Origin of the sequence: Streptomyces sp. NPDC101181, assembly GCF_044767975.1 — a bacterium.
Classification (GTDB): domain Bacteria; phylum Actinomycetota; class Actinomycetes; order Streptomycetales; family Streptomycetaceae; genus Streptomyces.
This window is the reverse complement of sequence record NZ_JBIWOX010000009.1, coordinates 254,932-279,833: the sequence shown is the minus strand read 5'-3', so window position 1 is coordinate 279,833 and position 24,902 is coordinate 254,932. Positions and strand designations below refer to the sequence as shown.

The 24,902-nt window shown below is 68.8% G+C and carries 24 protein-coding genes and 3 pseudogenes; 15 read left to right on the top strand and 12 right to left on the bottom strand.

Translation table 11 applies throughout. The features are described from left to right. The first annotated feature begins 1 nt into the window (after position 1). The 4 genes from ACIRRU_RS16400 (at position 2) to ACIRRU_RS16385 (ending at position 3,755) form a co-directional block, all read left to right on the top strand. Positions 2-1,474 carry an NUDIX domain-containing protein gene (locus tag ACIRRU_RS16400; protein WP_403680722.1) on the top strand — a complete coding sequence of 491 codons (1,473 nt, stop codon included), beginning with the start codon at positions 2-4 and terminating at the stop codon, positions 1,472-1,474. 90 nt (positions 1,475-1,564) lie between these two features. Beyond that, positions 1,565-1,894: an MFS transporter gene (locus ACIRRU_RS16395; protein ID WP_403680719.1), complete on the top strand. Its 330-nt coding sequence runs from the start codon at positions 1,565-1,567 to the stop codon at positions 1,892-1,894. Positions 1,895-1,902: 8 nt separating this feature from the next. Continuing rightward, complete coding sequence (locus ACIRRU_RS16390; RefSeq protein ID WP_403680717.1) at positions 1,903-2,517, top strand: MFS transporter; 615 nt, start codon at positions 1,903-1,905, stop codon at positions 2,515-2,517. 467 nt (positions 2,518-2,984) lie between these two features. Further along, on the top strand, positions 2,985-3,755 hold the full coding sequence (locus tag ACIRRU_RS16385; RefSeq protein WP_403680714.1) for a protein-L-isoaspartate O-methyltransferase: 771 nt from the start codon (positions 2,985-2,987) through the stop codon (positions 3,753-3,755). An 88-nt stretch (positions 3,756-3,843) separates the two neighbouring features. On the opposite strand, the gene ACIRRU_RS16380 is transcribed toward ACIRRU_RS16385, so the two are convergent. Then, positions 3,844-4,467 (bottom strand): ATP-binding protein, encoded by a 624-nt coding sequence (locus ACIRRU_RS16380; RefSeq protein WP_403680712.1) that lies wholly within the window; start codon positions 4,465-4,467, stop codon positions 3,844-3,846. Between the two features lie 585 nt (positions 4,468-5,052). Between ACIRRU_RS16380 and ACIRRU_RS16375 the strand changes: the two genes are divergently transcribed. From ACIRRU_RS16375 to ACIRRU_RS16345, 7 genes and pseudogenes are all read left to right on the top strand, one after another. Continuing rightward, on the top strand, positions 5,053-5,229 hold the full coding sequence (locus tag ACIRRU_RS16375) for a hypothetical protein (protein WP_403680709.1): 177 nt from the start codon (positions 5,053-5,055) through the stop codon (positions 5,227-5,229). A 655-nt stretch (positions 5,230-5,884) separates the two neighbouring features. Then, positions 5,885-6,670, top strand: a complete 786-nt coding sequence (locus ACIRRU_RS16370) for a class I SAM-dependent methyltransferase (protein WP_403680706.1) — start codon at positions 5,885-5,887, stop codon at positions 6,668-6,670. Positions 6,671-6,823: 153 nt separating this feature from the next. Further along, positions 6,824-7,111 carry a hypothetical protein gene (locus ACIRRU_RS16365; protein ID WP_403680703.1) on the top strand — a complete coding sequence of 96 codons (288 nt, stop codon included), beginning with the start codon at positions 6,824-6,826 and terminating at the stop codon, positions 7,109-7,111. Positions 7,112-7,152: 41 nt separating this feature from the next. Then, the gene (locus ACIRRU_RS16360; protein ID WP_403680700.1) at positions 7,153-7,929 is read left to right on the top strand and encodes a PIG-L deacetylase family protein; all 777 of its coding nucleotides are present in this window, start codon (positions 7,153-7,155) and stop codon (positions 7,927-7,929) included. A 125-nt stretch (positions 7,930-8,054) separates the two neighbouring features. Then, the gene (locus tag ACIRRU_RS16355) at positions 8,055-8,636 is read left to right on the top strand and encodes an NUDIX domain-containing protein (RefSeq protein WP_403680769.1); all 582 of its coding nucleotides are present in this window, start codon (positions 8,055-8,057) and stop codon (positions 8,634-8,636) included. A gap of 259 nt (positions 8,637-8,895) precedes the next feature. Further along, positions 8,896-9,036 carry a hypothetical protein gene (locus ACIRRU_RS16350; RefSeq protein ID WP_403680698.1) on the top strand — a complete coding sequence of 47 codons (141 nt, stop codon included), beginning with the start codon at positions 8,896-8,898 and terminating at the stop codon, positions 9,034-9,036. Between the two features lie 511 nt (positions 9,037-9,547). After that, a pseudogene (locus ACIRRU_RS16345) lies at positions 9,548-10,178 on the top strand (M15 family metallopeptidase). A gap of 99 nt (positions 10,179-10,277) precedes the next feature. Here the strand turns inward: ACIRRU_RS16345 and ACIRRU_RS16340 are convergent. From ACIRRU_RS16340 to ACIRRU_RS16320, 5 genes and pseudogenes are all read right to left on the bottom strand, one after another. Beyond that, positions 10,278-10,730 (bottom strand): GNAT family N-acetyltransferase, encoded by a 453-nt coding sequence (locus ACIRRU_RS16340; RefSeq protein WP_403680696.1) that lies wholly within the window; start codon positions 10,728-10,730, stop codon positions 10,278-10,280. Positions 10,731-11,156: 426 nt separating this feature from the next. Further along, complete coding sequence (locus tag ACIRRU_RS16335; RefSeq protein WP_403680694.1) at positions 11,157-12,227, bottom strand: glycerophosphodiester phosphodiesterase family protein; 1,071 nt, start codon at positions 12,225-12,227, stop codon at positions 11,157-11,159. Between the two features lie 308 nt (positions 12,228-12,535). Continuing rightward, positions 12,536-12,789 (bottom strand): annotated as a pseudogene (locus ACIRRU_RS16330) (DNA helicase); the annotation flags it as partial. 2,042 nt (positions 12,790-14,831) lie between these two features. Next, the gene (locus tag ACIRRU_RS16325; RefSeq protein ID WP_403680693.1) at positions 14,832-15,212 is read right to left on the bottom strand and encodes a nuclear transport factor 2 family protein; all 381 of its coding nucleotides are present in this window, start codon (positions 15,210-15,212) and stop codon (positions 14,832-14,834) included. A 2-nt stretch (positions 15,213-15,214) separates the two neighbouring features. Next, positions 15,215-15,526, bottom strand: a complete 312-nt coding sequence (locus tag ACIRRU_RS16320; protein WP_403680692.1) for a MoaF-related domain-containing protein — start codon at positions 15,524-15,526, stop codon at positions 15,215-15,217. Between the two features lie 398 nt (positions 15,527-15,924). On the opposite strand from ACIRRU_RS16320, the gene ACIRRU_RS16315 reads away from it, so the two are divergent. The 3 genes from ACIRRU_RS16315 to ACIRRU_RS16305 all read left to right on the top strand — a co-directional run bounded on the left by ACIRRU_RS16315 (position 15,925) and on the right by ACIRRU_RS16305 (position 17,798). Then, complete coding sequence (locus ACIRRU_RS16315; RefSeq protein WP_403680691.1) at positions 15,925-16,821, top strand: LLM class flavin-dependent oxidoreductase; 897 nt, start codon at positions 15,925-15,927, stop codon at positions 16,819-16,821. Then, entirely contained in the window at positions 16,818-17,060 is a 243-nt protein-coding gene (locus ACIRRU_RS16310; protein WP_403680688.1) for an NAD(P)-binding domain-containing protein, read from the top strand. The genes ACIRRU_RS16315 and ACIRRU_RS16310 overlap by 4 nt, the downstream gene beginning before the upstream one ends. Positions 17,061-17,333: 273 nt before the next feature. Then, complete coding sequence (locus ACIRRU_RS16305) at positions 17,334-17,798, top strand: MarR family winged helix-turn-helix transcriptional regulator (protein ID WP_403680686.1); 465 nt, start codon at positions 17,334-17,336, stop codon at positions 17,796-17,798. Between the two features lie 59 nt (positions 17,799-17,857). Here the strand turns inward: ACIRRU_RS16305 and ACIRRU_RS16300 are convergent. The 5 genes and pseudogenes from ACIRRU_RS16300 to ACIRRU_RS16280 all read right to left on the bottom strand — a co-directional run bounded on the left by ACIRRU_RS16300 (position 17,858) and on the right by ACIRRU_RS16280 (position 22,072). Further along, positions 17,858-18,413 (bottom strand): annotated as a pseudogene (locus tag ACIRRU_RS16300) (DNA-binding response regulator). A 95-nt stretch (positions 18,414-18,508) separates the two neighbouring features. Then, entirely contained in the window at positions 18,509-18,757 is a 249-nt protein-coding gene (locus tag ACIRRU_RS16295; RefSeq protein WP_403680684.1) for a hypothetical protein, read from the bottom strand. 201 nt (positions 18,758-18,958) lie between these two features. Beyond that, positions 18,959-19,798, bottom strand: coding sequence for an ATP-binding cassette domain-containing protein (locus ACIRRU_RS16290; RefSeq protein WP_403680766.1), 840 nt, complete (start codon positions 19,796-19,798; stop codon positions 18,959-18,961). 467 nt (positions 19,799-20,265) lie between these two features. Then, the gene (locus ACIRRU_RS16285; protein WP_403680682.1) at positions 20,266-20,427 is read right to left on the bottom strand and encodes a DUF5996 family protein; all 162 of its coding nucleotides are present in this window, start codon (positions 20,425-20,427) and stop codon (positions 20,266-20,268) included. Positions 20,428-21,085: 658 nt separating this feature from the next. After that, positions 21,086-22,072: a pirin family protein gene (locus tag ACIRRU_RS16280; protein WP_403680680.1), complete on the bottom strand. Its 987-nt coding sequence runs from the start codon at positions 22,070-22,072 to the stop codon at positions 21,086-21,088. 62 nt (positions 22,073-22,134) lie between these two features. Between ACIRRU_RS16280 and ACIRRU_RS16275 the strand changes: the two genes are divergently transcribed. Then, positions 22,135-22,605, top strand: a complete 471-nt coding sequence (locus ACIRRU_RS16275) for a carboxymuconolactone decarboxylase family protein (RefSeq protein WP_403680677.1) — start codon at positions 22,135-22,137, stop codon at positions 22,603-22,605. Here the strand turns inward: ACIRRU_RS16275 and ACIRRU_RS16270 are convergent. Continuing rightward, positions 22,574-24,691: a SpoIIE family protein phosphatase gene (locus ACIRRU_RS16270; protein WP_403680763.1), complete on the bottom strand. Its 2,118-nt coding sequence runs from the start codon at positions 24,689-24,691 to the stop codon at positions 22,574-22,576. The two genes, ACIRRU_RS16275 and ACIRRU_RS16270, sit on opposite strands and share 32 nt — an antisense overlap. Between the last annotated feature and the right edge of the window lie 211 nt (positions 24,692-24,902).

Genomic DNA, 24,902 nt, shown 5'->3' with positions numbered 1-24,902 from the left:
GATGCCCATGTCACCCACCTCCACCGCGATCCGCAAGACCGTCGAGGCGTACCTCGACCGGCACCCCGGCGAGTGTGACGCCCTGGCCGGACTCCTTGCCGCGCTGGACCGGCCCGTCGACGCGGCGGCCCGGACGACGCTACCCGGGCACATCACGTGCAGCGCCGTAGTCATCGACCGGCAGGGCCGAATCCTGCACCTCCGGCACCCGGCGACCGGCGACTTCGTACGCCCGCCTAGCGTCCGGATCGCGGCCAGGGACCGCACCCTGCTTGCTGCGGCGCTGCGCGCGACGGTGGAGGAGGCCGGGATCGCACCGGGCGCCCTGTGCCTGACCCGGCAACTGCTCGGCTCCCCCATCGATATCGACGTCGACGACGAGCCCGCCGCCCCGTCCACCGGGGAACCAGCCCGCCGCCACTACGACCTCCGCTACGCCTTCTACCTCGCCGACGAGGAGCCGATGTCGATCGCGCCGCACGCCCACGAGGCGTCCAGCGGCCGGTGGCTCCCGCAGGCGGACGTCGCTTCGCCGGCACTGCGCGCGAAGCTCCGCGCGGCGCGGCTCGACGGCCGGCCCGAGCCGGTGAACGCCTCCGCGTTGATCCACGACGGATCCGGCCGGTACTTGCTCCATCTGCGCGACCACAAGCCCGGCCTCATCTGGGCGCCGGGGGAATTCGCCCTTCTCGGCGGCGGCCGCACACACGACGACCGGAGCCTTGAGGACACCCTGAAGCGGGAGCTGTCCGAGGAGGTGCCCGACCTCCTGCTCGAGGACGTGACGCCCTACGCCGTGGAGGCCGCCAGCAGCATCGACGGCCTTAGCGTCCCCGTCCAGGTCTTCGCCGGCCGGTGGCGCGGCACCGACCGGCTCCGGCTGCTCGAGGGCGTGCTGCTGCGCTGGTTCACCCCCAGGGACCTGGACCGGCTACGCCTGGACGCCGCCACCCGGGATCTGATCCACCGGCACGCGGCCGACAACCCCCCGGGCGACGCACCTGACGCGGTTCCTGCCGTGTGGGACGGCGGCAACAAGGCGGTCTTGAACGGCATCGGCGTACACCTCCACCTCGAAGACGCTGAGGGGCGGGTGCTTCTCGGGTTGCGTCACCCCGACTCGAAGTACGCCGGTGACACGTGGCACTACCCCGCCGGTCGGTGCGAGCGAGAACCTGCCCTCTCCTGCCTGGTCCGGGAGGTGATGGAGGAGACGGGTCTGGTCATCGAACCCGCGGACGCGGAACTCGCGCACGTCGCCCACGTCGTCGACGCCGCAGGCGTGCTGCCGTTGATGCAGCTGGTCTTCAAGGCCTCCCGGTGGGAGGGGGTACCGGAGGTCCTCGAGCCCGACAAGTGCCTGACCTGGAAGTGGTGGCCGCAACACGATTTGCCCGAGCGGCTCGTCCCCTACACCAGGACCGCCATCGCCGCGATCTCCGAAGGCCGCCACTACTCCCAACTGGGCTGGTGAACACGTGAACACACACCGCAGTAAGGTCGCCCCGACACCACACCGAGTCCACGCCCGCAGTGCCGGACTATCCGGAGGAGGAGGTGGGCTGTGACGCCCCGCGATGAGACCTCCCGTGCCGACGGCACCGCGCTGTGGCGTCACCGGGACTTCCGCCGGTATCTGACCGCGCAGGCCGCGAACGTGACCGGCAACTCCCTCTCCCTGATGGCGCTACCGGTGCTGGTCGTGCTCCACCTGGACGCGACCACCGCCGAGGTCGCCTGGCTGGCGTTCCTCGGACAGCTCCCGACCGCGCTGCTCGCCCTGCACGCCGGTGCGCTCGCCGACCGGCACTCCAAGCGCCGCCAGATGATCACCGGTGACCTCGTGAGCGCGACGGCACTCGCCACGGTGCCGGTCTCGGCCGCCCAACCCTGACGCAGCTCATGATCGTCGCGGTAATGCAGGGGGCGGCGGGCGTGCTCCATGACGCGGTGGCCATCAGCCTGCTGCCCAGCCTCGTCGAGGGGGCCTTGATCCAGCGGAGCAACAGCCGAACCGGCGCCCTGTTCTCGGTCGCCTCAACCGTCGGAAGCCACCTCGGCGCCGCGCTGACCGCGCTGCTGGGGCCCGCCCGGGCCCTGCTCGACGACGTCGCCTCCTACCTGGTCAGCGCCGTGTGCACCTTCCGTATCCAGACCGCCGAACCCGCCCCCGAACGGCCGGAGAGCCGCCGACTGCGCGAGGAGATCGTCGAGGGCCTGCGGTTCGTGCGCGGCGATGACCGGCTGTGGACCCTGACCTTGGTCAACGCGACGACTTCGTTCGCCCTCAGCCTCCTCAACGCCCTCTGGGCGCTGTACCTGCTGCGGTCCCTGGCGATGAGCGCGACCGTCTTCGGGGTGGTGCTGGGCCTCGGCACGCTGGGCGCGGCCGCCGGAGCACTCATCGCACCGGCACTGGCCAGCCGGTACGGGCCGGGGCCGATGATGCTGACCGCGCTCGCGATCACCCCGCTGACCCAGCTCCCACTGCTGCTCGCCTTCCCCGGCCCTGCCTGAGAGATCAGCATCGGAGCGGCGCTCTTCGTGCAGCTCGCCTGCGCCGGTGCGGCGGGCACCACCCAGCGGTCCATCCGCCAGATTGTCACCACGACCACCTCGACCGGGATGCAGGCGGTGAGCACCTGGCTGACATCCGGCGCCCGCCCCGTGGCCCCGCTCCTCGCTGGCGGCCTGGGCACGTGGATCGGCGTCCGGCCCGCCCTGACCGCCGGAACCCTCCTGCTGCTCGTCCCCGCTCGTCGTCCTCGCCCGCTCCCCCCCTCCGCGCTCTGCGGCAGATGCCGGAACTCCCCGCCGCTCAGCCGTCGCCGCCCGCAGCCCGAAACGCCCCTCCCGTCATGCCCTCTCCGGCGCGCACGGACTGCGTGCGGCACGACAGCCTCCTCGGAGGCGATGCAACGTGAACGAGGTACCGAACTCGGCGGCGATGCCCGCCGCTCCCCACCCGCCCCCTGGAGCGCACCGTGCTGAGCGAACCCACTGCGCCCGCCGCACCCCTCCTTCCGGCGCAGCCCGGCGACACCTTCGAGGCCGCGGTGGTCCGGGCGGCCATGGTCGCCCGGCTCGAGGAAAGCGGAGGGCTCGGCCCGGGACCCGTGCGCGAGGCCCTGCTGACGCTGCCGCGCCAACTCCTGATGCCCCAGGCGTACGCGCGGCGCAGCGCCCCCGACGAGACGCCGCCGCGCTGGGATCTGCTGGACTTCTCCCGCCCGGCCGACCTGGCCGAGCTGCTGGAGCGCCTGCACTGCGTGGGCAGCGTCGCGATCCAGCACGACGGCGAGCCGATCCTCGGCCGCGTTCCCGGGCCACGCCGCAGGGGCGCGATCACCGCCATGTCGAGCACGATGAGCGTGACCGTCGGCCTGCTGCAGCAGCTGGACCTGCGGCCCGGCCAGCGGGTGCTGGACGTGGGGACCGGCCCCGGGGTGACTGCGGCGGCCTGCTTCATGTGCGGCGGCGAAGGCGTCGTCACCCTCGACATCGACCGGCACGTCACCGCGGCCGCCCACGAGCGGCTGTCCGACCTTGGCTACCGGCCGGCCACGGTGACCGGGGACGGCACCACCGGCTGGGCGGACGCGGGCCCGTTGACCGGATCTTCGTCTCCCTCAACGTCCGCCACGTGCCGCAGGCCCGCATCACCGAACTGGAACAGCAGAACCTCGGCCTACGCCTGCAACTCAAGGAGAAGGACGACGGACTGTCCGCCGCACGGGCCGCGACCCGCGAGCTGACCAAGACCATCAACCGGGGCTGTTCTTGAATGATCTTGATCAGGGAGTTCGGGAGAGGGGGCAGGTCCTTGCCCGAGAAGTGCTCATTTCACGTGGCGCGGCGGTCGTCGATTTCCACGGAAAGGTGTGGCCATGGCTCAGTGAGCCGTGCCAGGTCGTCGGCGGTGGTGCTGCTTGCCATCAATGACCTGTCGGGCATGAAGTGGACGGTGGTTCCGGTCGTGTGGTCGTCGGCGATCGGTTGCAGCTCCGTGGTGGGCACGCCGTGTTCGTACCGCTGGGTCCAGGATCCGTTGCGGCGGCGGTTGGTGTGGACGAGCCACGTGCTGAGTGCGGCGACGACGGACATGCCCCGACGAGGGTGCGTGTCGGGCAGGGATGGTGCATCGGGGTGATCGAAGAATCGGAGGTCCTTCGTCGCCATGACCGGCTTCTTCACGATGCGCCCGTGCTCGTCGAGGCGCGTGTCGGTGCCCCGGCCGTTGTCTGCGATGGCCACGGAGCCGTCGGGGTAAAGGGTGATGCGGCAATGCCCGCCGTTGCCGCATTCGGCCTCGTCGGCCGCATAGGCGACGACTTCGAAGATCAGGTGCAGGATGCCGCTGGCGGCGAAGGCAGCCGGGTCCTGGCGGATGTGCTCGAGATGGTCGAGGTCGACGGTGCTTGCCCAGTCGTGCGTGGTGTTGCGCCAGGCCGCCCTTGGGGTGCTCATTCAGGAAGTATGAAGGGCGCTCCCAGAGGCCGCGAAACCACCGATCAGCCCTGGCCAACCCTCGAGACGTCCCCGAAACCTGCAAGGTCCCGCAGATGGACTCGATCGGGCGGGAGCTCGTGACCCAAAACTGAGACAACTCAAGATCAGTCCTCAATCAGGCACCTGGGGGAATCTGATGACCAGCCGCTACCGCAGCATCGTCGATGTCTACGTGCTTCTACGCAGAGCCGACGGACGCATCTTGCTCATGGAACGCGTTCGATCCGCGAGGCCGCTGAGGAAGTCGGCGTCGAGCTCAGCGAAGCCGCTCTCGACTTCGTGCACGTCGTCCACCACCGCAACGGCAACGAAGAAGCACGCATCGGCTTTTCTTCCTCTCAGACAACTGGTGGGGCCAGCCGCTCAACCGTGAGCCGCACAAGTGCGCACAGCTTCTGTGGGCCGACCCGACGATCCACCCGCGAACACCGTGCCTTACACGGCCGCCGCTAAAGCGCGGATCACCAAGCAGCAGCCGTTCTCCCTCGACGGTTGAGGGCTCCGATCCCTTCCACCACACCTGTTGCAGAAAGAGATCGGCAGATGGACCGACTTGAACTGGGGAAACAGCTCTCGTCGGCGAGCGAACAGGCAGATCAACCCCAGAGAATCTGGGTCAACCCCAAGGACCTGCCGGACGACACCGTGCCGTACACGCGGCTTGTCATCGAAGCGATCCTCGCGGGCCGCCCCTACTCCGGTATGGGGTGGGCACGATGATCCACACGCCCACGAGTCCCCTCACCGAGACGGGGCCGGACCGGGTGCCCGGAGCGCCGGGCCCAGCCGCGGCGCGGGAGGCGATGGTCGCTCGCCTGGAGGCAGCCGGGCAGCTGCAACCTGGTCCCCTTTGCGCGGCGCTGCTGGCCGCGCGCCGCGAGGTCCTGCTTCCGCAGGCCTATGTCCGGCGCAGCACCCCGGGGGTGGAACCGCCGCAGTGGGACTTGCTGGACTGGGCATCCACGGGGGACCGGGTCGCCCGCACATGGACACCCCCGGGCATCCTCGGGCATCTGGGCACGACCTCGTTCGAGAACGCAGGCCTGTTCCCCGACACCGTCCGGCACGACGTCTTCGAGCGGACGGGCCGAAGAGGATGGACCGCTGCTGGAGCAGGCGGAGTTCCAAGGTGATGCTCGCCCGGCGCCCGGGAGGCGCCCGGTGAGCGGAGGCAAGCGTCATGCCGAAGCGGTGGATGTCCACCTAGTCCCGCGGCGGAATACCGGTGAGGGCCCCGAGGTCCTGCTGTCGCGGCGGGCCGGGAACGTGTACGCGGCAGGACTCTGGCCGACGGCCTGGCCGCCCCGCTAGCCCCGTGCCGCTGCCGGCGGCGAACCCCCATGAAGCACGATCCCGGAAGAGCAGGAGCAGAGCGATGGTCGCGGTACCGAAGAAGCAGGCGTGGCAGGACCACTACGCCGACGGAAAAGGGTTTCGGCAGGTGGGCGAGGTCGAGTGCACTCTGCTGGCCGCGCATACACCCGTGCCCGACGGCGAGGGTCGGGCGCTCGACATTGGCTGCGGGACGGGCGAGTTGGCGGTCACGCTGGCCAGCATGGGCTACACCGTTGACGCCGTCGACTACGCCGAATCAGCCCTGCCGCGGGCGCGGGCCGAGCACGCCGAGGTGAAGGGGGTGCGGTGGTGGTGTCGCGACGTCGAACGGGAAGCGCTTCCCGAAGCCGCCCCTGACGGAGAACCCGGGTTCGACCTGATCACGCTCCGGCTGTGCATCGCGTTCATCTCCAACAGGACGGCCCTACTACGCACGCTCGGCGCCGAGTTGCGTCCGGGCGGCGCGATCGTCGTCATCACCCCGCTCACGGAGACCACCCCTGCCGAGCGGCAGAACGTCGCCCTGGACGAGGACGAGATCGAGCTACTGTCGGAGGGGTTCGATTCAGTGGCGCGATTCGACGCCGAGGGCCTGGCGGTGCTCGTGCTGCGGGGGACCGCCGATGAGGTGTCCGTAGTCGAGCGGGGACGGCCGGTCTCGCAGGCGGTTTTCGGCGCCTCGGCCGTCGTCACCGACGGGGAAGGGCGGGTGCTGCTGGACGCCGCCTACGTCATGCCGCGGCTGACCGGCCCCGATGACGCGACCACACTGCGCCCCTGGGACCCCAGCTCCGCGCCGGGCAGCCGGACTGCCCCGGGACCGTGACCACCATGACCGAAGGCGTGGTCCTCGTCCGCCGAGACGTCTTCGACGCCATCGGCCAGTTGGGGGCCCATGTTCCTGTACCACGAGGGCCTCGACCTGGCCGGGCGGTGCTGAGCCGCGGGCTGGAGCGGCTGGTACGCGGCGTCAATCCGCATGCACCACCCGCTCACCCAACCCGCCCGTCACGCCCTATACTACCGGCTCGCCGCCCGCAACCGGATCTGGATCGCCTACCGCGGCCTCCCCGCCCCGCTCCTCCCCCTCTACCTGAGCGCCTGGACCACGATCACCCTCGCCCGGGCCGTACGCGGCGGCAAGCTGGGCCGGACGCTGCGCGGCATGCGCGAAGGATGGACGACCCGGCGCACGCAGCGGCGGGATCCGATGAGCTGGCGCACCGTCTACCGACTCACCGCCGCCGGGCGGCCGCCGACCATCTGACCCCATTCCCCGGTCCCCACGTTCAGGAAGGCTCCTTCGCCATGAACCAGCCGTCGCTGCCCTCTCTGATGGGGGTGTTCGCCCATCCCGACGATGAAAGCCTGCTGGCAGGCGGTGTACTCGCGCAGCACCACGCCGCCGGCGCCCGCACCTGCGTCGTCACCGCGACCTGGACACCGACAACCCACCGCGCCCCCGAACTCGCCGACGCCCTCGCCGTCCTCGGCGGCGGGAGCCCGCGGCTGCTCGGCTACGCCGATGCCCGCAACCCCGCCTCCGCCCCCGACGGAACCGTCCGCCTCGTCGACGCACCCCTCGACGAAGCAGTTGGCCGCCTGGTGGCCCATATCCGCGAGTTCCGGCCCGACATCGTCGTCGGCCACGACGCCCTGGGCCAGCTCACCGGACACCCCGATCACCGGCGCGCCCACCAGATCACCCTCCTCGCCGTCGAGGCCGCCGCCCTGCCACACCTGTATCCCGACGCCGGGAACCCCTGGCAGCCCGCCGCGCTGTACGCGGCCACGCACCCGGAATCCGGTGTGGGCCCGCTCGGCCCGCTTCTGCAGAGCGTCGGGAAATCGCTCCTCGCGGTGCCGGACGCGTACGCGACCACGACCGTCGACGTCTCCCCATGGGCCGCGGTGAAGATGCGGGCGATCCTCGCCCACCGCAGTGAGGTCGCGCGCGAGCGGCCCCTGCCCGGCCTCCTGGCCCGCCTGCCCGAACCGGAGCGCGACGAGATCATCGGCACCGAGCACTTCACCCGGCTCACCCCCGGCCCCGCGCCGGGTGACCCGCACAGAGTCGTCGCCTGACCGGCACCCATCCCGCACACTCCCGCCCGATCGGAGACGAGATGACCACCACGCCCTCCCCCGACGCACCGCCCGGCACGTCGATGACCGACGAGGAGTACGGGGCCTTTCGCGCCTAGGCCGCCCTGTGGGCCGGAACCTCGGCGCTGATCACCGACGACCGCGGCCGGGTCCTGGTCCAGCACGTCGACTACCGCCCTACCTGCCTCCTGCCCGGCGGCCGCGTCGACGCGAACGAGTCCCCGGCCAGCGGCGCCGCCCGCGAGGTGCGCGAGGAACTCGGCGTCACCACGACCGTCGACCGCGGGCTCGCCGTGGACTGGGCCAGCGCCGACAGCCTCAAGAAGCCCGCCGGCCTGCGCTTCCCCGGCGAGATCCTGCACGTCTACGACGGCGGCACATGGAACGCCCAGCGGATCGCCGCCATCCAGCCGCCCGACCGCGAGATCGACTCGATCGAGTTCGTCGAACCCGCCCGGCTGCCCGACCTGATGTCCCCCGGCGACGCCCGCCGGGCCCTGTCCGCCCTGCGCGCCCGCATCAACTCCGCCGACCCCGCGCTGCTGGAGAACGGCCTCCCGATATCCCCCACCGTCCTGGACCGGGCCGGCGCCCTTCGCATCGCCCGCGCCCAACACCACCTGCCCTTTACGCCGGCCCCGCCCCGAAGCAGCTCCCGGTGGTCCAGGCGTGGGGCTGGCTCCTGAGACCCGACGGCCGCACCCTGGTGCTCCTGGAGCCGGACACCGGCGCGGCCTCCCTGCCCGGCGGCACCCCCGAACTCACCGACTGCGGCGACCCACTCGGCACACTGCGCAGGGAGGCGCTCGAGGAGGCTGCGACCGAGTTCGGCGAACCGCTGTTCCTCGGCCACCTGACTGATCCCGATAAGCCGTCCGCCCGCCTCCCGTCGACCCGGCTACCGGACGCACCCACCAGCGGATCCTGGCCACCCCGGAGCAGGCCATGGAGCTCTTCGACTGGGGATCCCCGGCCGCCGACCAGCTGACCGCCGTCCACCGCGCCCGCGCACGGCTCGGGCTCCCCCGTGCCGTGCGGCAGCCCCTCACCGAACTGCCGGACGCCACCGATCTCACCACCGTGTAGCCCGCCCCTGCCCATCCCCCGAAACGAGGACTCGCATGAGCGACACGTCACCCGCTCTCGGCACCCCGCCCGTGCCCGATGTGCCCCTGCCGTCCACACGAGCCGCATCGGACGCCCCCGCACCGGTTCGCACGGAGCACTGCCAGTGCGGCCGGACTTCCTACCAGGTCACCGGCATCCCGGATGATCCACATCTGTGCTCCTGCGCCCACTGCAACGCGGATCTCCGGCGGGCCCGCGGTGCTGTGGGTCGGCTTCCCTCCTGGACTTCCCGATCTGGACCGGGCCCAGCGGCGAGCCGAAGCGGTACGCCACCTTCCCGACCCTGCGCCGCGGCTTCTGCCCCGACTGAGGCACGCACCTGGTGTCCGTCGCCGACGGCTCCGGCACGGTCATGGTGACCGGGTTCAGCCTCACTGACCAGAGCGGCATCGAGCCGCTCGGGCACTCCTTCCGTGAGGACGCCGTGCCCTGGATGCACCTCACCCTCGCGCCCGGTCCGATCGTCCTGATGTCCGACTCTCGCGTCGCGGCCATCCCCGTCGCCGAGTGCTGCGAGCCGCTCATCGACGTACGCGGGATTTTGCTGGTCGACGACCGCAGGGCCGACACGACCGGCTCGTACGCCCATCTGCGCCGCGGCGTCTTCGACCGGCTCGTCCACGCCCAGTCGCTCCTGCCCGACGGGCTGCGCCTGCTCTTCGTCGAGGGCTACCGCCCGCCCGACCTGCAACGGCGCTACTTCGGGGAGTACACCGGCGAGCTCCGCGACGCCAACCCGGCCTGGTCCGACGAGCAGGTCCACCAGGCCGCCAGCCGGTTCGTTTCCCCGCCGGAGATCGCCCCGCACAGCGCCGGCGCCGCCGTCGACCTCACCCTCGTGGACGCCGACGGCACCGGGCTCGACATGGGCACCCGCGTCGACGCCAGCCCCGAGGAGAGCAAAGGGGCCTGCTACACGGCCGCCGCCTCGATCAGCCCCCAGGCCCGCGCGAACCGGGCGCTGCTCGCCGATGCCCTGTCCGCCGCCGGGCTGATCAATTACGGCACGGAGCGGTGGCACTGGAGCTACGGCGACCGGTATTTAGGCCCTGATGACCAACCAGCCGACGGCCCTGTACGGACCCCGCGACCTTCGCTGAACGGGCCGCCCCTACTGGCGGGGCCGCGGCGTCCGACGGTAGCCGCTCCGCGCCGGAGGCCCCGGGCCAGTCACGGTGAGGTGCTGACGAGGAGCTTGGTCAGGCCCGATTGACCTGATGATCGCGTCCAGCGACGTAGGAGGGGCACGGCAGGTATCCAGCCCCCTGGTTGAGCGCCAGGGCAGCGGTGTTGCGCCGCCCCGTCTCCAGCATGACCCGCGTTGCCCCGCTGTCAGCGGCGTGCCGTTCAAGGTGTTCGAGGAGGGACCGGCCGACTCCGTGGCCGCGGACATCACCACCGACGTACGTTCGTTTGATCTCCGCGGTGTGCTCGTCGAGGCGGCGTACGCCCCCGCACCCGACCGCCTCGCTGCCGATGTGGGCGATGAGGAACAGGCCGTCGCGCGGGTTGAAGTCCGTCTCGGGAGTGGTGTCGGGGTCGTCCGCGAAGCCGTACAACGTGAGCTGTTCGGAGCGCAGGGCCCGGGTGAGGCGGCGGGCTTCCGGGTGGTCGTAGGGCACGGTGGTCAGGGAGGGCGAAGGGCGTATCACCGCCAGGGCATCGGGGGCGGTGGGTACGGAGGTCAGGAAGGCGATAACGCCCTGTCGACGGCGGTGAGCGCGCGGGCACCGTCCGGTGTGCGCATACGGGCACCGGTCGCCGGAACCACCTTGCACCGGCCGAAGTTTTCTCGGAACGACGGCGCCTAGCGGGCGCGGCTCGACGCTCCTGGCAAGGCTCCTTCACTTCAGTTCGCTCACGGCCGACAACGACAAGGGCACCCAGTCGTGCAGACCATTGTCCGGACACACGGGTCTGAAATAGACCCATGCGTCGGCGTGCTGGCGGCTCGGGGCAAACAGGTTCGTCCCGAGCCAGCCTGTTCCCGAGTCTGCGCGGCCTGCTCGGCCGCTGCTCTGCAGCTCGCGTCTGACGTCCCGAGCATTGCTCCGCGCCAGAACGGGGCCGAGCGTTCCTCAGCGGGGCTCGTACGCTCTCGGCAGACGCATGCCGCGGTCGGCCATGACGTCGCGCACACGGTTCGGGTAGTCGGTGATGATGCCGTCAATGCCCATGTCCATGAGTGCCTCGATAGTGGCCGGGTCGTTGCACGTCCATGGGACGACCTTCAGGCCTCGCGCGTGGGCCTTGGTGATCATGGCTTTGTCGGGGTAGAAGCGGAAGCCCGGGTCGCCAATCTTGCCGTTCTGCGGGAACCCGTAGTTGGGCGACAGTGTCTCGACGCCCTTGATGGAAGCGGCCGCAGTCACGAAATCGCCGCCGAAATCGTCGATGTCGATGCCGCCGAGCCACGGGGAAGCGCCCGGCTTGCCCACCTGGAGGAAGTCGTAGTTGGTCAGGGCCACCAGAGGCCAGCGGGGAGCGAGCCGGTGCATCGCCTTCAATGAGCCCCAATCGAACGACTGGATCGTCACCTGCTTCGCGATCCCGGAGCGCTTGATCTCCTCGAACACGCGGCGGACGAACAGTTGACGCGGTGCTGTCTCCTCAGGCGCACCTGCCTCGACCTTGGTCTCCACGTTGAGGGTGACCTTGTGGGCCTTGTAACGCTTCACGAGGTGCAGGACGTCCTTGAGCTCGACCATCCGGAAGCCCTTGACGACCTCTTGGTCGGGGTGGCCGGGGAGCTGCTGGAAACCGCAGTCCATGGTCTTCACCTGCCGCAGTGTGAGGTCCTTGATGAACTTGCCGACATAGGGGTACATCGTGTCGCCCGGCGTGACCGGTGCGGTGTCGCGGCACTTTTGCGCGCTCACCTTGCGGTCGTGGGTGACGACGACCTTGGAGTCCTTGGTTATCTGGGTGTCCAGTTCCAGGGTGCTGACTCCGAGGCGCAGCGCCTTGCTGAAGCCTTCCAGGGATTCCTCCGTCGTCATGCCGAGGCCGCCTCGGTGCGCCTGGAGATCGAAGTGCTTCTTGTAGTGCGATGTCTTCTCGGGGCCGCCGGGCGTCACCGCGTGGGCGGAGACCGGTACGACGAGCAACGCCAACAGCGCCAGGCTCGGCAGGACACGACGCATGAACATCAACAGCCTCTATTCAGTAGTTTGTTAATTGCGTCTGGAATTTAGGCGAGGGGATAAAGACGGCATATATCTGTCTTCTGGCGTAAACGTGAACAGTGGCCTGCCAGCTGTGGCCGGTCGGCGGCAGCCGCCCTGGGCTCATTGTCGACCGTGGCAGTTGGAGCGACGGCCGTACGGCTCGGGTTACTCATTTTGTCTCTGGTTGAGCTGGTTGCCTTTCGCGGGCTGGTGGAGCCTGAGCGTGCGTAGCGGGAGGGTACTTCCGCTGGAGGAACTGAACACGGCATCTGGCTGACGCCCATGTGTCCTCAGGCGCTATGCCGTGGGGGCCCGTCTGGGTGGTCGTTGATCCATGACAGGCCATCGAGGTCGAGCTGGTGACGGCTGCGGGTGACTGCGACGTAGGCGAGCCAGGCTTCGGCTTCGTCGATTGGGTCGGGGAGGGGCCCCCGCTGTCGTCTTTCTGGTCGGTATCGCGTGGTGGGGTGAAGTTCACGGCGATTTTGACGCTGGCCCATTCACGGCCTTTGGCATTGTGGGCGGTCGAGGCAGTGACGTGGGCCGTGCTCTGCTGGTGGAGGCGGTGGACGGCGTTGACGGCTGGGGACCGTGGTCCGCGTGCGGGGGGAGAACGCGTCCGCATCCCGCCTGCCCGCAACGCTCACGTCCACCTGAATCAGCGGCTGGAGACGTTACTGTCGGCTCAGCAGGTCTGCGACGTCGGTTCACCTGGAGCGGCGGTTTCTCCGGAATCTGGGGTGGTGGCGGCCCGCTGGAGTGCATGGCGCAGGTGTCACAGCGTCACGGCCGGAAGGAGCCCGCCAGGGCGGCCCGCAGCCCACAAGTGGGATACCTCGCGCGCCAGTTCGGCCCAGGCATCCCAGGGTGTGGTGCCGTGGAGGGTTGCTGCGACGTCGTCCGAAAGGCTGGTCGGCTCGGCCAACATGGGGTCTTCCGGCACCTGCCCTCCCAGGGGGTCACGGCGCGGCTGAGTTCGACGATGAGGGCGCCGCGAGCGGCGGCCAGCTGGGCTGACGGGTCCCCGATGATCACAGCAGCATCCTCTCGCATGCCCACAACGCGGAAGGCGCGTTCCCCTGAAGACGCTCGTGGGCGGATCGCCGAGGCGGTGAACCCGGCACCCCCTGGGGCCTCGGGGCGGCAGGTCGGGGTGCGGCGTCGCGGACGGCCCGGCACGCATTGCGCGCCCTAAGAGCTGTCCCGTCATCCCTGGTGGATCAGCGTGCGGCGTCAGATGCGGTGCATCGCAAGGCGGAGGGACGTCCGAATACTGGATGTATTCCGGCGTTCCGACAACGCGGCGCGGTGCCGTAGCTGTCGTCGTGCGCCCGCCAGGGATGACGGGACAGCCCTTAGGCTGCGTCACCGCACCGAAGCCCAAATGGTCACGCCCACGCGTACGGCTCCGGCGCCTACGCCGGCGCTGCAACGCGCCAGCGCGGACGACCAGCCAGAAACAGCGGATCGGGTCGGCGCAGGGCATTTTGGGTGGGATCGCGGACCTTGCCGTAGCGCGCGGCTCGCCCACCAGGTTGGTGATGGCGGTCGCTCCGTGATCAGCACCGGAGAGTTCTGGGCAACACCGAACCTGCGCAAGCTCTCGCCGACACTCAAGACTCAAAACTCCCGGGTCGCGACGAGGCCTACTTTCAAAACGAGCCAAGCTGCGCCGGAAGGAGCGCCATTTCCCACCGCTTGCCCCTCCAAATGCGACCTGCGCCAAACCCGTAGCGTCCAGCCGTGGGCGGTGGCCACTGCCGGACCAGGCAGTCCTGGGACTGCGTACTCTCCCGACCAGGAAGTCCCCATGCCCGCCGTACAGATCTTGCACCCGAACCCCGACGCAGCAGCGCGTGGAGCATAGAAAGCTTCGGACAGGAAGCCGTGCCAGTCACGGGCGCCACCCAGCGTGCTGGTCCTCAGGTAATCGTGCCGAGTTGGCTCACCGCCGCGCTGGCTGCCGTGAGCATGTCCTCGACGGGCGGTGGGGACATTCGTCTGGAGCATTACTTGCCGTGCTGCCTGATGGACGAGCATGGGCAGTCCTCCGATCACCCGTCGTCCGGCCGTTGCCGCCGCAAGCGCGAGGGGAGCCAGGGGCGGAAGAGCACGTCCATCAGGGCGCCGGTGGCAGGTTTCCGGAGGGGTGCGAGATTGTCGGCGGCACCGGGCGGCATTACGGAGAGGACCAGTTCGGCACCCAGGTGGGCCGGTGCTTCCGTCCAGAGCGGATGCGGATCTTGATCCCGATGCGTTCGGCCGCTGGCCCAAGGAATTGGCGGGCTCGGCCTGCGTTGCGGGCGATGATCGTTATTCGGTCGCGCCGAGTTCGTGGGCGGCGGCGACTGCGGTGCGGGCGGTCGCCACGGCGCCGAGCACGGTGACACCGGAGGCCGTGGTCACGCCCGCGTCGGACAGTGGCTGCGTCATCCCGTACAGGACCGCGTGGAGTCCAGGATCTCGATCGTGCGAGATGTTCTCCGTGTTCCCATACAAATGCCAGCCCAGCGTTAGCGGTATTGAGTGGGGCCACGGTCGTGAGCGGAGGGTGGAGCCAACGCCTCACCCTCCGCCGCACCCGCGTCAGACCATGCTGTTCCCGCTGGCCGTCTCCTCAGCCGGAGTGAGGTTCTGCACGACATCCCAGTGCTCGACGATGCGCCCGTTCTCCAGGCGGAAGATGTCGACGATCACCGTGGGGCCCGGCCCCCAGCCGTGGACGAGGCTATGAGTGAAGACGAGGTCGCCTTGGCCGGCGACGCGCTGCGGCTCCCAGGAGAATCCCTGCAGTCCGGGCACCGCAGCTCGCAGCGTGTCGAGGCCGTCGGGCATCTGCGGACTGTGCTGCACGTACGGCTCGGCCCAGTAGCGGTCGAGAGCAGTGAGATCCTTCTCGACGAAGAGCTCACGCATCGCGGTGGTTACGGTCTCGATGTTGCGCTGAACCTGGTCGCTGTCAGTCATGATCATGCCTCCTTGATGGTTCCCACGAAGTTGTAGAGGGCGCCGTCGACAGTGACGTTGGAGTAGACCGTGGCGTTGGCGAAGTCCTCCACATGCGTCACTGTGGCGCCGCTGGCCTCGGTCCAGGAGTTCAGGTAGAGACCCTCACGGAGCTCCCGCAGGTCGAGTTTGACCGTCTCGGCGTGACCGTCGGGAGCGAGCCCGGCGCCCTCCTCGACCACGAAACTGCCCTGCGACGGCGAGTCGAAGGTGAATCTCACCTTCAGCTGCCCCAGTTCGAACTTGTAGGTCTTTCCGACCAGTGGGTGGGTCATGGCGCTTCCTTCGCTTGGATGCCAAGGCTCCGGCCGCGACGACCAGGGCACCGAGCACTCTGACGTGCAACGACGACGCCCCCGCACCGCACATCTGTTGATACATCAACAATAGAATGACGGAGTTGATGTGTCAACTTAAATCGGTGGGGCGGCCATGGCGATGGGAGACGCCAGCGGAGGCCTTACTACTGCGGGGCCGATGCGACGGAGGACGTGCTCACGATGGATGTCTCGCAGATCGAGTTCGGTATCGACAGCTTCGGGGACCTGCCCCGCGACGACCGGGGCGAGACGGTCTCCCACGCCCAGGCGATCCCCGCCGCGGTACCCGAAGCGGTGCTCGCAGACCAGGTCGGCATCGCCGTAGTGGACCTGGCGAGCATCACCTGTCTGACTTGGCCATCTCCAGCCCCGAAACGGTGCTCGCGGGCATCGCGACAGTCACGAAGCGCATCCGGCTCGCCTCGGGCGTGACGGTGCTGTCCTCAGATGACCCGGTGCGGGTGTTCCAGAGGTTCGCCACGGTCGACGCGCTCTCCGGGGGTCGCGCCGAGGTGATCCTCGGACGCGGATCGTTCACCGAGTCGTTCCCCCTCTTCGGGTGCGACCTCAAGGATTACGAGGTGCTGTTCGAGGAGAAGATCGGCCTCTTTCATCAGCTGCTCGACGAGAAGCCGGTCACCTGGGTCGGACCCATCCGCGCGCCCCTCCGGAGCGCCGATGTGTACCCGAAGACCGACTCCGGTCGCCTCAGCACCTGGGTGGGTGTCGGAGGCACCCCGAAGTCTGGGTTCCTTACCACTCGGTACGGGTTTCGGCTCACGCTCGCCATCATGGGCGGCGCTCCTGACCGCTTTACCCCCTACGTGGACCTCTACCGAAAGGCGAGCCGCCAGTCCGGGACGACCGCTCAGCCGGTGGGCCTGCACTCACCCGGGCTCGTCGCCGCCACCGACGAGGAAGCCAGGGAGCTCTTCTATCCCGGATACAAGTCGACCCGCGACCGGATCGGGATGCTACGCGGTTGGCCCGCCCTCCGTAGGGAGGAGTTCAAGGCCGAGGTGGAGCGGGGATCGCCGTACGTGCGGCTCGGTCGACACGGTGGCGGCCAAGATCGCTCACGCGGTCCGGCGCTCGACGCGGGCCGGTTCGACATGATCTACTCCGCGGCCGACACAGCCTCCGCCTCGGCGCGGCTCCGCTCGGTCGAGATCTTCGGAACCCAGGTCATTCCCTGGGTCCGTGAACTCCTGGCCGAACAGCCTGCGGCCGCGGCGGGAGAGACACGATGACCACCATCGCGATTCTGAGCGCTGGGAAGGTCGGAACCGTGCTGGCGCGACTGGCGGTCGCCGCCGGTTATCGGGTTCTCATCGCCGAGTCGGGTGACCCGGCGAAAATCGCGCTGACTGTCAAGGTGCTCACTCCCGGAGCGACCGCCGTCCGGTCGGCTCCGACTGCGGCTTCCGCCGACGTGGTGATCCTCGCCCTTCCGCTCGGCAGGCACGCATCGCTCCCCGGGTCGCAGTAGCGGAGAAAGCTGGTCATCGACGCCATGAACCACTAGTGGGAGGTCGATGATCCTGGTGACGCCATCCTCCCGCCCGAGACCGCTTCGAGCGTGTTCGTCCGTCTTCGTCGACAGGCACCGCGGGGCAATTATGGATTTTTGTGATACTCGCTACAGAGGGTGAGTCGTGAAAGCGACAATCACGGCAGTACACCCAGACGTTCCAGGCGATGATCGGCATGAAGCGCATCAGCCTCGTGGAGCCGCCGCCCGCGATCTCGTTACGCTTCAACCATGAACGCGACACCCCACTGGCTCACGCCGGAGCAGCAGGCTGCCTGGGACGGCTTCATCAGGATGCAGGAAAAGCTCATCGGGCGCCTTTCCCGCAACGTCCAGGCCGACTCCCGCATGTCCGCGTCGGACTTCATCGTGCTGGCCAAACTCACCGAAGCCGGTGGGCGGATGCGCTTTGGGGACCTCACCAAGTTGGTCGAGTGGGAGAAGAGCCGCATGTCACACCAGGTCGGTCGGATGGCAAAGCGCGGGCTGGTGGCGAAGGAGGAATGCCTCGATGACGGGCGCGGGGCCTTCATCGTCGCCACCGCGGAGGGCTACCGGGCGATCGAGGACGCCGCGCCCCTTCACGTCGAGCACGTCCGCCGGCTGTTCATGGACGCCCTCAGCCAGGACGAACTCGCGTCGATCACCCGGATCTCGAACCGAGTCCTCGCGCACTTGGAGAAGCAGAACGACTGAGCGAAGGCACAGGGGCGCGGGGTTCCAGCGGTCCGCGCAGTGGCCTGCCGCGAGACCTCTCACAGCCAGCCTCTATCCCGCGCGATGTGCACGGCTGCATGCCTGTTCTCGGCTCCGAATTTGGTGGCCGCCGACGAGAGGTAGTTCCGTACGGTGCCCTGCGACAGTCCGGCCCGCTCGGCGATCACGGAGACGGGTGCACCGTCGCCCGCCAGTCGCAGCACCTCGGTCACCCGGGTGACCAGCGGGGAGTCGTCGGCAGCGATGGCATCGGCCGCCAGCCCGGGGTCCACGTAACGGTTCCCAGCCTGTACGGGACGGATAATCTCGGCCGTGCGCTGGGCGCTGACCGTCTTTGGCACGAACCCGCGGACCACAGCGGACAGCGCCCGCTTGAGATGTCCGGGCGGACAGCGGCTCGTCACGATCAGCGTGACGCACCCCGGCAACCGCCCGCAGCGAGGCGGCCACGCTCACTCCGTCCGCACCGGGCAACTGCAGGTCGAGCACCGCAACATCAGGGTGGTGGGCGAGGGCCATGGCCAGCGCCTTGGAGCCGGTGGCGGCCTCGGCGACGACCGTCAGGTCGTCTTCCAGGGACAGCAGGGCGGCCATCGCGCCGCGGATGAGACGCTCGTCATCGGCGAGAAGTATCCGCAGCGTCGGCGCCCTCTCGGCCCGTTCCCCGAGGGTCTTCCCACCGTCGTCGCTTACACGATCGCCTTTCCCGGTACGGTCGGCTCCGCCGGCTCGAGTGCGTTCGGATCACCGGGCTCCTTCTCAATACCATCCTCGGCGGACAACCGAACGCTGAGGCCGGCGAGGACCCTCAGGTCGTCCTCGAGACCCAACTGGGCTGCCATCGTCGCGATGCCCGCATACCTGAGGGCATCGGCAGGGCGTTGTTGCGAACTCTCATCAGCAGACGCATCGTGCCCCGTTCCGCTTTCGCTGGTCATACCGTCACCTTCTGCAAGGGCACCTCTGCCGTCATCCGGAACGTACTCCGCTCGCCGAACTCCGTGCGCAACGTGCCGTCCAGGGCTTCCAAACGCTCTCTCAGACCCACAAGTCCCGAACCTCCCTCGCTCGGCGGTCCCCAACGGCGCCGTCGTTCGCGATGGTCAGCACCCCTCTCCCCCCGAGCGTCGCGGAGACCTTCAGCGTGATCGCGCACCACTGGGCGTCACCGTGCCCGCAGGACTTTTGTCGTGGCCTCGCGCACCTCGCTCTGCGCGTGCTGCGCGAGCCGCTGAGCCTCCACCATCTGGTCGACCGCCTCCGGTCGGCCGCGCCGCGCCATCTGGACGGCCAACTCGCTCTTGAGCGCTATCACAGCGAGGTTCCTCCTCCAGAGAAGCCGGTCGGACATCGAGCCGACGCAGCTCCAAGCGGGCCTCCTCGGCCCACGCCAGCAATCGGGTCGTCGTCCGCTGCGGCTTACCCGTCTGTAGCCGGACCACGCCGCCCACGGTGCGGACCGACTCGCCGGTGTCGTGCAGCCCCTCGGCGTCGAGACCGGTCGTCGGTTCGTCGGAGAAGAGAACCTCGGGGTTGCCCAGGAGGGCGAGGTCCAGTCGGCGCTTCTCGCCGCCGGACAGCGCCTTGACCCGCACCTTCGCCCGGTGGGAAAGCCCGACCAAGTCCAGCGCCTGGCCCGTGGGCCTGGCGCCCGAGGTGGCACCCGCCCACATCCGCACCGTCTCGGCGACTGTTAGGTCCGAGAGAAAGCCGCCCTCCTGCAGCATCACCCCGATCCGCGGACACACGGCAGCGCGCTCGGTGAACGGGCTCCGTCCCAGTACCCGGATCGAGCCACCGGCCGGCCGGGCCAGCCCTCCGAGGAGCTCGACCGTCGAGGTCTTGCCTGCCCCGTTCGTCCCGAGGAGGGCGAACAACTCAGTGCGGGCAGCCATAAAGAAGATGCTGCGCTTCGCCTCATAGCCGCCGTCATAGACCCGCCGGTTTTCCTTGCTTCGATGACGTCCTGATTCGTGAATACAGTGTCACTCGCAATTCGATCCCACAGCAGTGTGATTTGTCATTGCTTCACGATGACAAATGTCATATTTCACAGAGCATGAGGTACGGGCGCTGTCCGCGCGGGAAAGCGAGTTCACCATCCGGTACGGGATACAATGCTGCGCACAACCTGTTTAGCCGACAGCAGTCCATTTTTCAGGCCGGTGCGGTGGATCCCCCAGCCATGCAAATCACCTGGAGGCCCAGCGCGGTATGGCGGCTCCGCCCCCATCGCAAGGGATCGCCCTCCAGGGCGGATCGGCCTCATTTCCGAGTACGGCGGCGGCTTCGTAGGTCACGTCAAGGAATTCGGCTACCGCTCGGTCGGGTTCAGGCGCGGATCGAACGGTCTCGCGGGGCAGGAGGACTGCCAAAACTGTGGGCTGAAATAGGCGCCTCCGGGTCCGACCTGATAATCGGCGAATCCATCCGGGGCCGGGCACGTCTAGGCGTGAAATGCGCCCTGCTCTCCCCCACCTGGCCAGAGCCCGCAGCTCGACAGCTCTCGGAGGTAGTCCCCGACCGTGACCGAATCCCCGCAGCTGGGAGCGCCACCGGGGTGCGGTGAACCCTCCCGTCCGGAGAAGCGGGTGCAGGCGAGGCCCATCCCCCCTCACGAGAAGATGTCGTATTCCGCACCTGCGGCGTGAATCGACGACATCGCGACGCGGAGATCGGCGATGATCAGCTCCAGGAAGGGGAGCTCCCTCTCTGGATTCACATCAGCATCACAATGTGACAAATTAAGTAGATGTTCGAACCTCGCAAGTCCGCGTGCGACAGCGGCAGGGGCAGCCCTCCCGCGCGAAGATCGTGACCCCGGGGCGACACCGTCCGCTCCGTGAGTCCGGCACCGGTCGTGGGTGTGAGACCGCAGAGTCCAGCAGTCGCGCGCGAAGAAGCCCTGAAGCGGCCGACTCAGGCGGGTGAACCTCATCCTGTGCCAGTCCGCGCTGGCGAACAGCGCGAGACCTGCGAAGAACCGGCCCCACGCACAGCGGCGCCTGCACATTTCGCGCCCCGGCGTCCGGCGGTCGGCGCTGCGGAAAGAAACCTGCTGAGGTATTCGAGGATCCCCCTGCGTCCTCGCGGCGACGGAAAACTCAATACCGATCCGGCGATCTCCGGCCGGAAGAAGGTCTACGCATCGGCAAGTGGCCTGGAGTGACGACAGTCGGAGGAAGGGGTGACCCGCCGCCGGGCGTGTGCGGCCCTCGTCCGGGGCGACAGGCTGTCGCCCGACAGCGGACATCCTGCTCAGGGCATCAGGATCGCGGCGGGTTTCGGCGGGGCGCGAGTGTCGCGTTGGGCAGCTCCGGGGCGGGGAGTCGCTCCCCGGCGTAGCCCTGGACGGTGCCGAAGCGATCGGAGCCCTCCGCCCACTCCTCGCGTGCTCGCGCGATGTCGTCGTGGTTCCGGCCGACGAAGTTCCACCACATGACGATCTCCTCCTCGAACGGCGGTCCGCCCAGCAGGACGACGCGCGCCCGAGTCAACGAGACGTTGCGGAGCTTGAGGGTGGCGATGCCGGGCCGCAGATAACCGAGTTCGCCCGGGTGCAGCACCGTCCCCTCGAACTCGATGTCCCCGTCGTCCACGAGAAGCCCGTGCTCGAAGGCGAGGTCGACGTCGAGCGTGAGGCACGACCCGGCATCGAGGAGCAGCTCGGCACCGAGCAACGGGGTGAGGGTGGCGACCGTCGAGACGGAGTTCACCAGGGATCCGAGGAACACCCTGATCGCGGCGCCGTCCCTCCGGACCGTCGGCGGCACGTACCGCACGAAGTCCCTGGCGGCATCCCGGTGCTCGTCCGGCAGGGCCACCCAGAGCTGCACACCATGCAGGATGGTCGTGCGCGCGGTGGACACCTCGGAATGGCAGATGCCGTGCCCACTCGTCATCAGGTTCAGTTCGCCGGGGCGTACGTAGGCGTGGCTGCCGAGGCTGTCCCTGTGTTCCACCTCTCCCTCGAACAGCCAGGTGACCGTCTGCAGCCCTGTATGCGGGTGGGGCGGGAGGTCCATCCCACCGCGCAGAGTGACGTCATCGGGTCCGTAGTGGTCGACGAAGCACCAGGCACCGACGAAGCTGCGGGCGCGCTGGGGAAGCGTACGACGCACGCGCATGGCCCGCGGACCGCCGAGCGGAACGTCGCGTGGTGTGAGGACCTCGACCTCGTGACGAGCAGGCTCGTGCCCCTCCGGACCGCTCCCGCAGCGCCGGACGGCGGAATCGTGCTCGACATTACTCATGGTTTACCTTTCAGCTACATTAGTTTAATATTGAATCAGATGCGAAACCCTAGGAGCCCGCAGTGACCATCACGACGACGCCCCGTGAGCGCGTATTCATCGACAAGGTGGACCCAGAGGTCTTCCGCGCCCTCTCACGGACAGCTCAACTGGCCGGTGCCGCCGCCCAGCGCGCCGGTCTGACCAAGATGCTGGTGGAGCTGGTGAACGTTCGCATCTCCCAGATCAACGGGTGCGCGTTCTGTCTGCGCGTCCACACGCGCGCGGCGCTCGAGGCCGGGGAGACAGCGCAGCGGCTCGGGCTCCTGCCGGCCTGGCGCGAGACGGACGTATTCACTCCCGCCGAGCGTGCCGCACTGACGCTCGCGGAGATCACGACCGACCTTCCGGAGTCCACCCGAAGCTCTGCGGCGGTCGTCGCGCGCAAAGAACTCACCGAAGAGCAGGTCTCGGCGGTCCTCTGGGTGTCGATCAGCATCAACGCCTTCAACCGAGTGTCGATCATGAGCGGACATCCGGTGCGGGAGGCCTGAGCCTGACCGGCGTGGGCAGCTGCTGGGAGGTCCAGATCGACTTGCCGGTCTCGGTGTAGCGGGTCCCCCATCGCTGCGAGAGCTTGGATACCAGTTGCAGCCCCCTGCCCCCTTCATCGGTCTCAGCCGCGGAGCGGATCCGGGGCATGGTCAAGCTGCCGTCGGACACCTCGCAGATCAGTTCCTCGCCCCACAGCAACCGCAGTCTGACCGGCCCTGTCGCGTAGCGGACGACGTTTCCCACCAGCTCACTGACCAGGAGTTCCGTGGTCATCGTCAGCTCGTCGAGCTGCCAGGCCCTCAGTTGCCGACGGACGAGCCGCCGGGCCTGGCCAGCAGCCTGCGGATCCTCCGGCAACGGCCAGGAGGCGACATGGTCGGCGGCGAGAGCGTGCACGCGCGCCAGGAGGAGCGCGCTGTCGTCCGCGCGAGACTGATCCGAGGGCGTGAGTCCCGTGATGAGGCGCGCACCCAACTCATCCAGATCCGTGGATTCGGCGCCTTGCAACAGATCCCTCAGGTCAGCCATGCCGTGGTTGATGGGGCGCGCCGCCGACTCGACGAGGCCGTCTGTGTAGAAGACGAGCAGACTCTCGGCCGGGAGGGTCAGCTCGGTCGTCTCGAAGGGAGGATCCGCGGCGCCGAGCGGGGGATCCGCGTCGAGGTCGATGAAGTGCACCGAGCCGCCGGGGCGGACGACGGCCGGTGGCGGGTGCCCGGCACTGACGATCGAGCAGCGCCCGTCGGTGGAGTCGTAGAGTGCGTACAGGCAGGTGGCGTAGGAGTCGTTGCCGAGTTCGTCCATGGCGCCGTTGAGGTGGCTCATGATCTCGTCGGGCGGGAGTTCGAGGTCGGCGAGGGTTCGTACGGCGGTGCGCAGGCGCCCCATGGTCGCGGCTTCGGTGAGTCCGTGCCCCATCACGTCGCCGATGACGAAGGCGACCCGGCCGGCGGACAGCGGGATGACGTCGTACCAGTCACCGCCCACTTCCATACCCCGCCCTGCGGGCAGGTAGCGCGCGGCGGTGGTGCACTCCGGCAGCTGTGGCAGGTCCTGCGGGAGGAGGCTCCGTTGCAGCTCATGGGACCGGGTGCTCTCCGCCTCGTAGAGACGCGCCCTCTCCAGGGCGTGCGCGAGAAGGGCGCTCACCGCCGTGAGCAGGGTGCTTTCCTCGCTACTCGGTGGTGCGTCCCACCGCTCGTAGCCGAGGACGCAGACGCCGAAGGTGTGACCGGTTGCGGTCAGCGGCAGGTGGATGAGGGCCTGCGCCCTGCCCGCCGTTGCCAGGGGGGCGAGCTCTGGATACCGGCTGCTGTACTCCTCCATCGAGCGCACGATGACCGGCTCACCGCTGACGAGGGCTTCGTGGACGGGGTCCCTGTCCAGGAGCGGACGCCCGTCGAACTTGGTGAGCAGGTCCTCGCACACTCCCCTCGATCCGAGCGTGCGGACCCGGCCGTCCTCGACGACATGTACCAGCAGGAAGAGACTGCTGCCCGCGGCGGCGGGAAGGACGTTATGGGCAAGCGCGTCGACCACGTGCTGGCAGGTGTAGGCCTTCGCCAGCGCGGTGGTCAGCTCGGTGATTCTGGACGCGCGCTCCTCGGCCCGGAGGCCCTCCTCTTCGACCTCGCCCCTCTCCGGCCCCGAGGGGCAGGCCGGATTCTCTCCGCCCCACCCGTCGTCCGGCGGCATGGCGGCGATGCGCTCCGCGACCCAGGCGGAGACGGCGCCGAGGAAATCCCAGTCCTCGGGAGAGGGGCGCCGGCCCGTTGTCACGACGGTCAGGGCGCCGACCGCCCGGTTTTCGTCCAGGACGGGAACGGACGCCAGCCCCGAGCCCGGCGGCTCCCTCGTTCCCCCGATCGGTCCGCTCGTGCGACCGGCTCCAGGCCGATGCCGCCATACGCGGCCGCCTTTCCGTACGGCCTGCGCCGGCACCTGTTCTCCCCCGTCGCCGAGTGTCTCCCAGGCCCGGCCGTCAACGGTGTTCAGTCCCACGGTGACCACCGGTCGCAAGGTGGACGACGACGAGCGAAGGTGCACCGCAGCGCCGAGGCCGCCCAACTCCGCCACCGCGTGCATCAGAGCGAGCCGAATGATGTCGCTCTCCGAAGCGCTCCGTTCGACCTGTTCCAGCAGGGCCAGCCGGGCTCTCATGCGACGTGTATGCATATCAACCTCTACCCGCACCCCTCCGGAGATTCACTCCCGCAACCATAAAGTAGACGCATCAACTTTGTTCGTGACGGCCATCACTCAACCGTTCACCCGTGTCGTAGAATGGACCAATCGG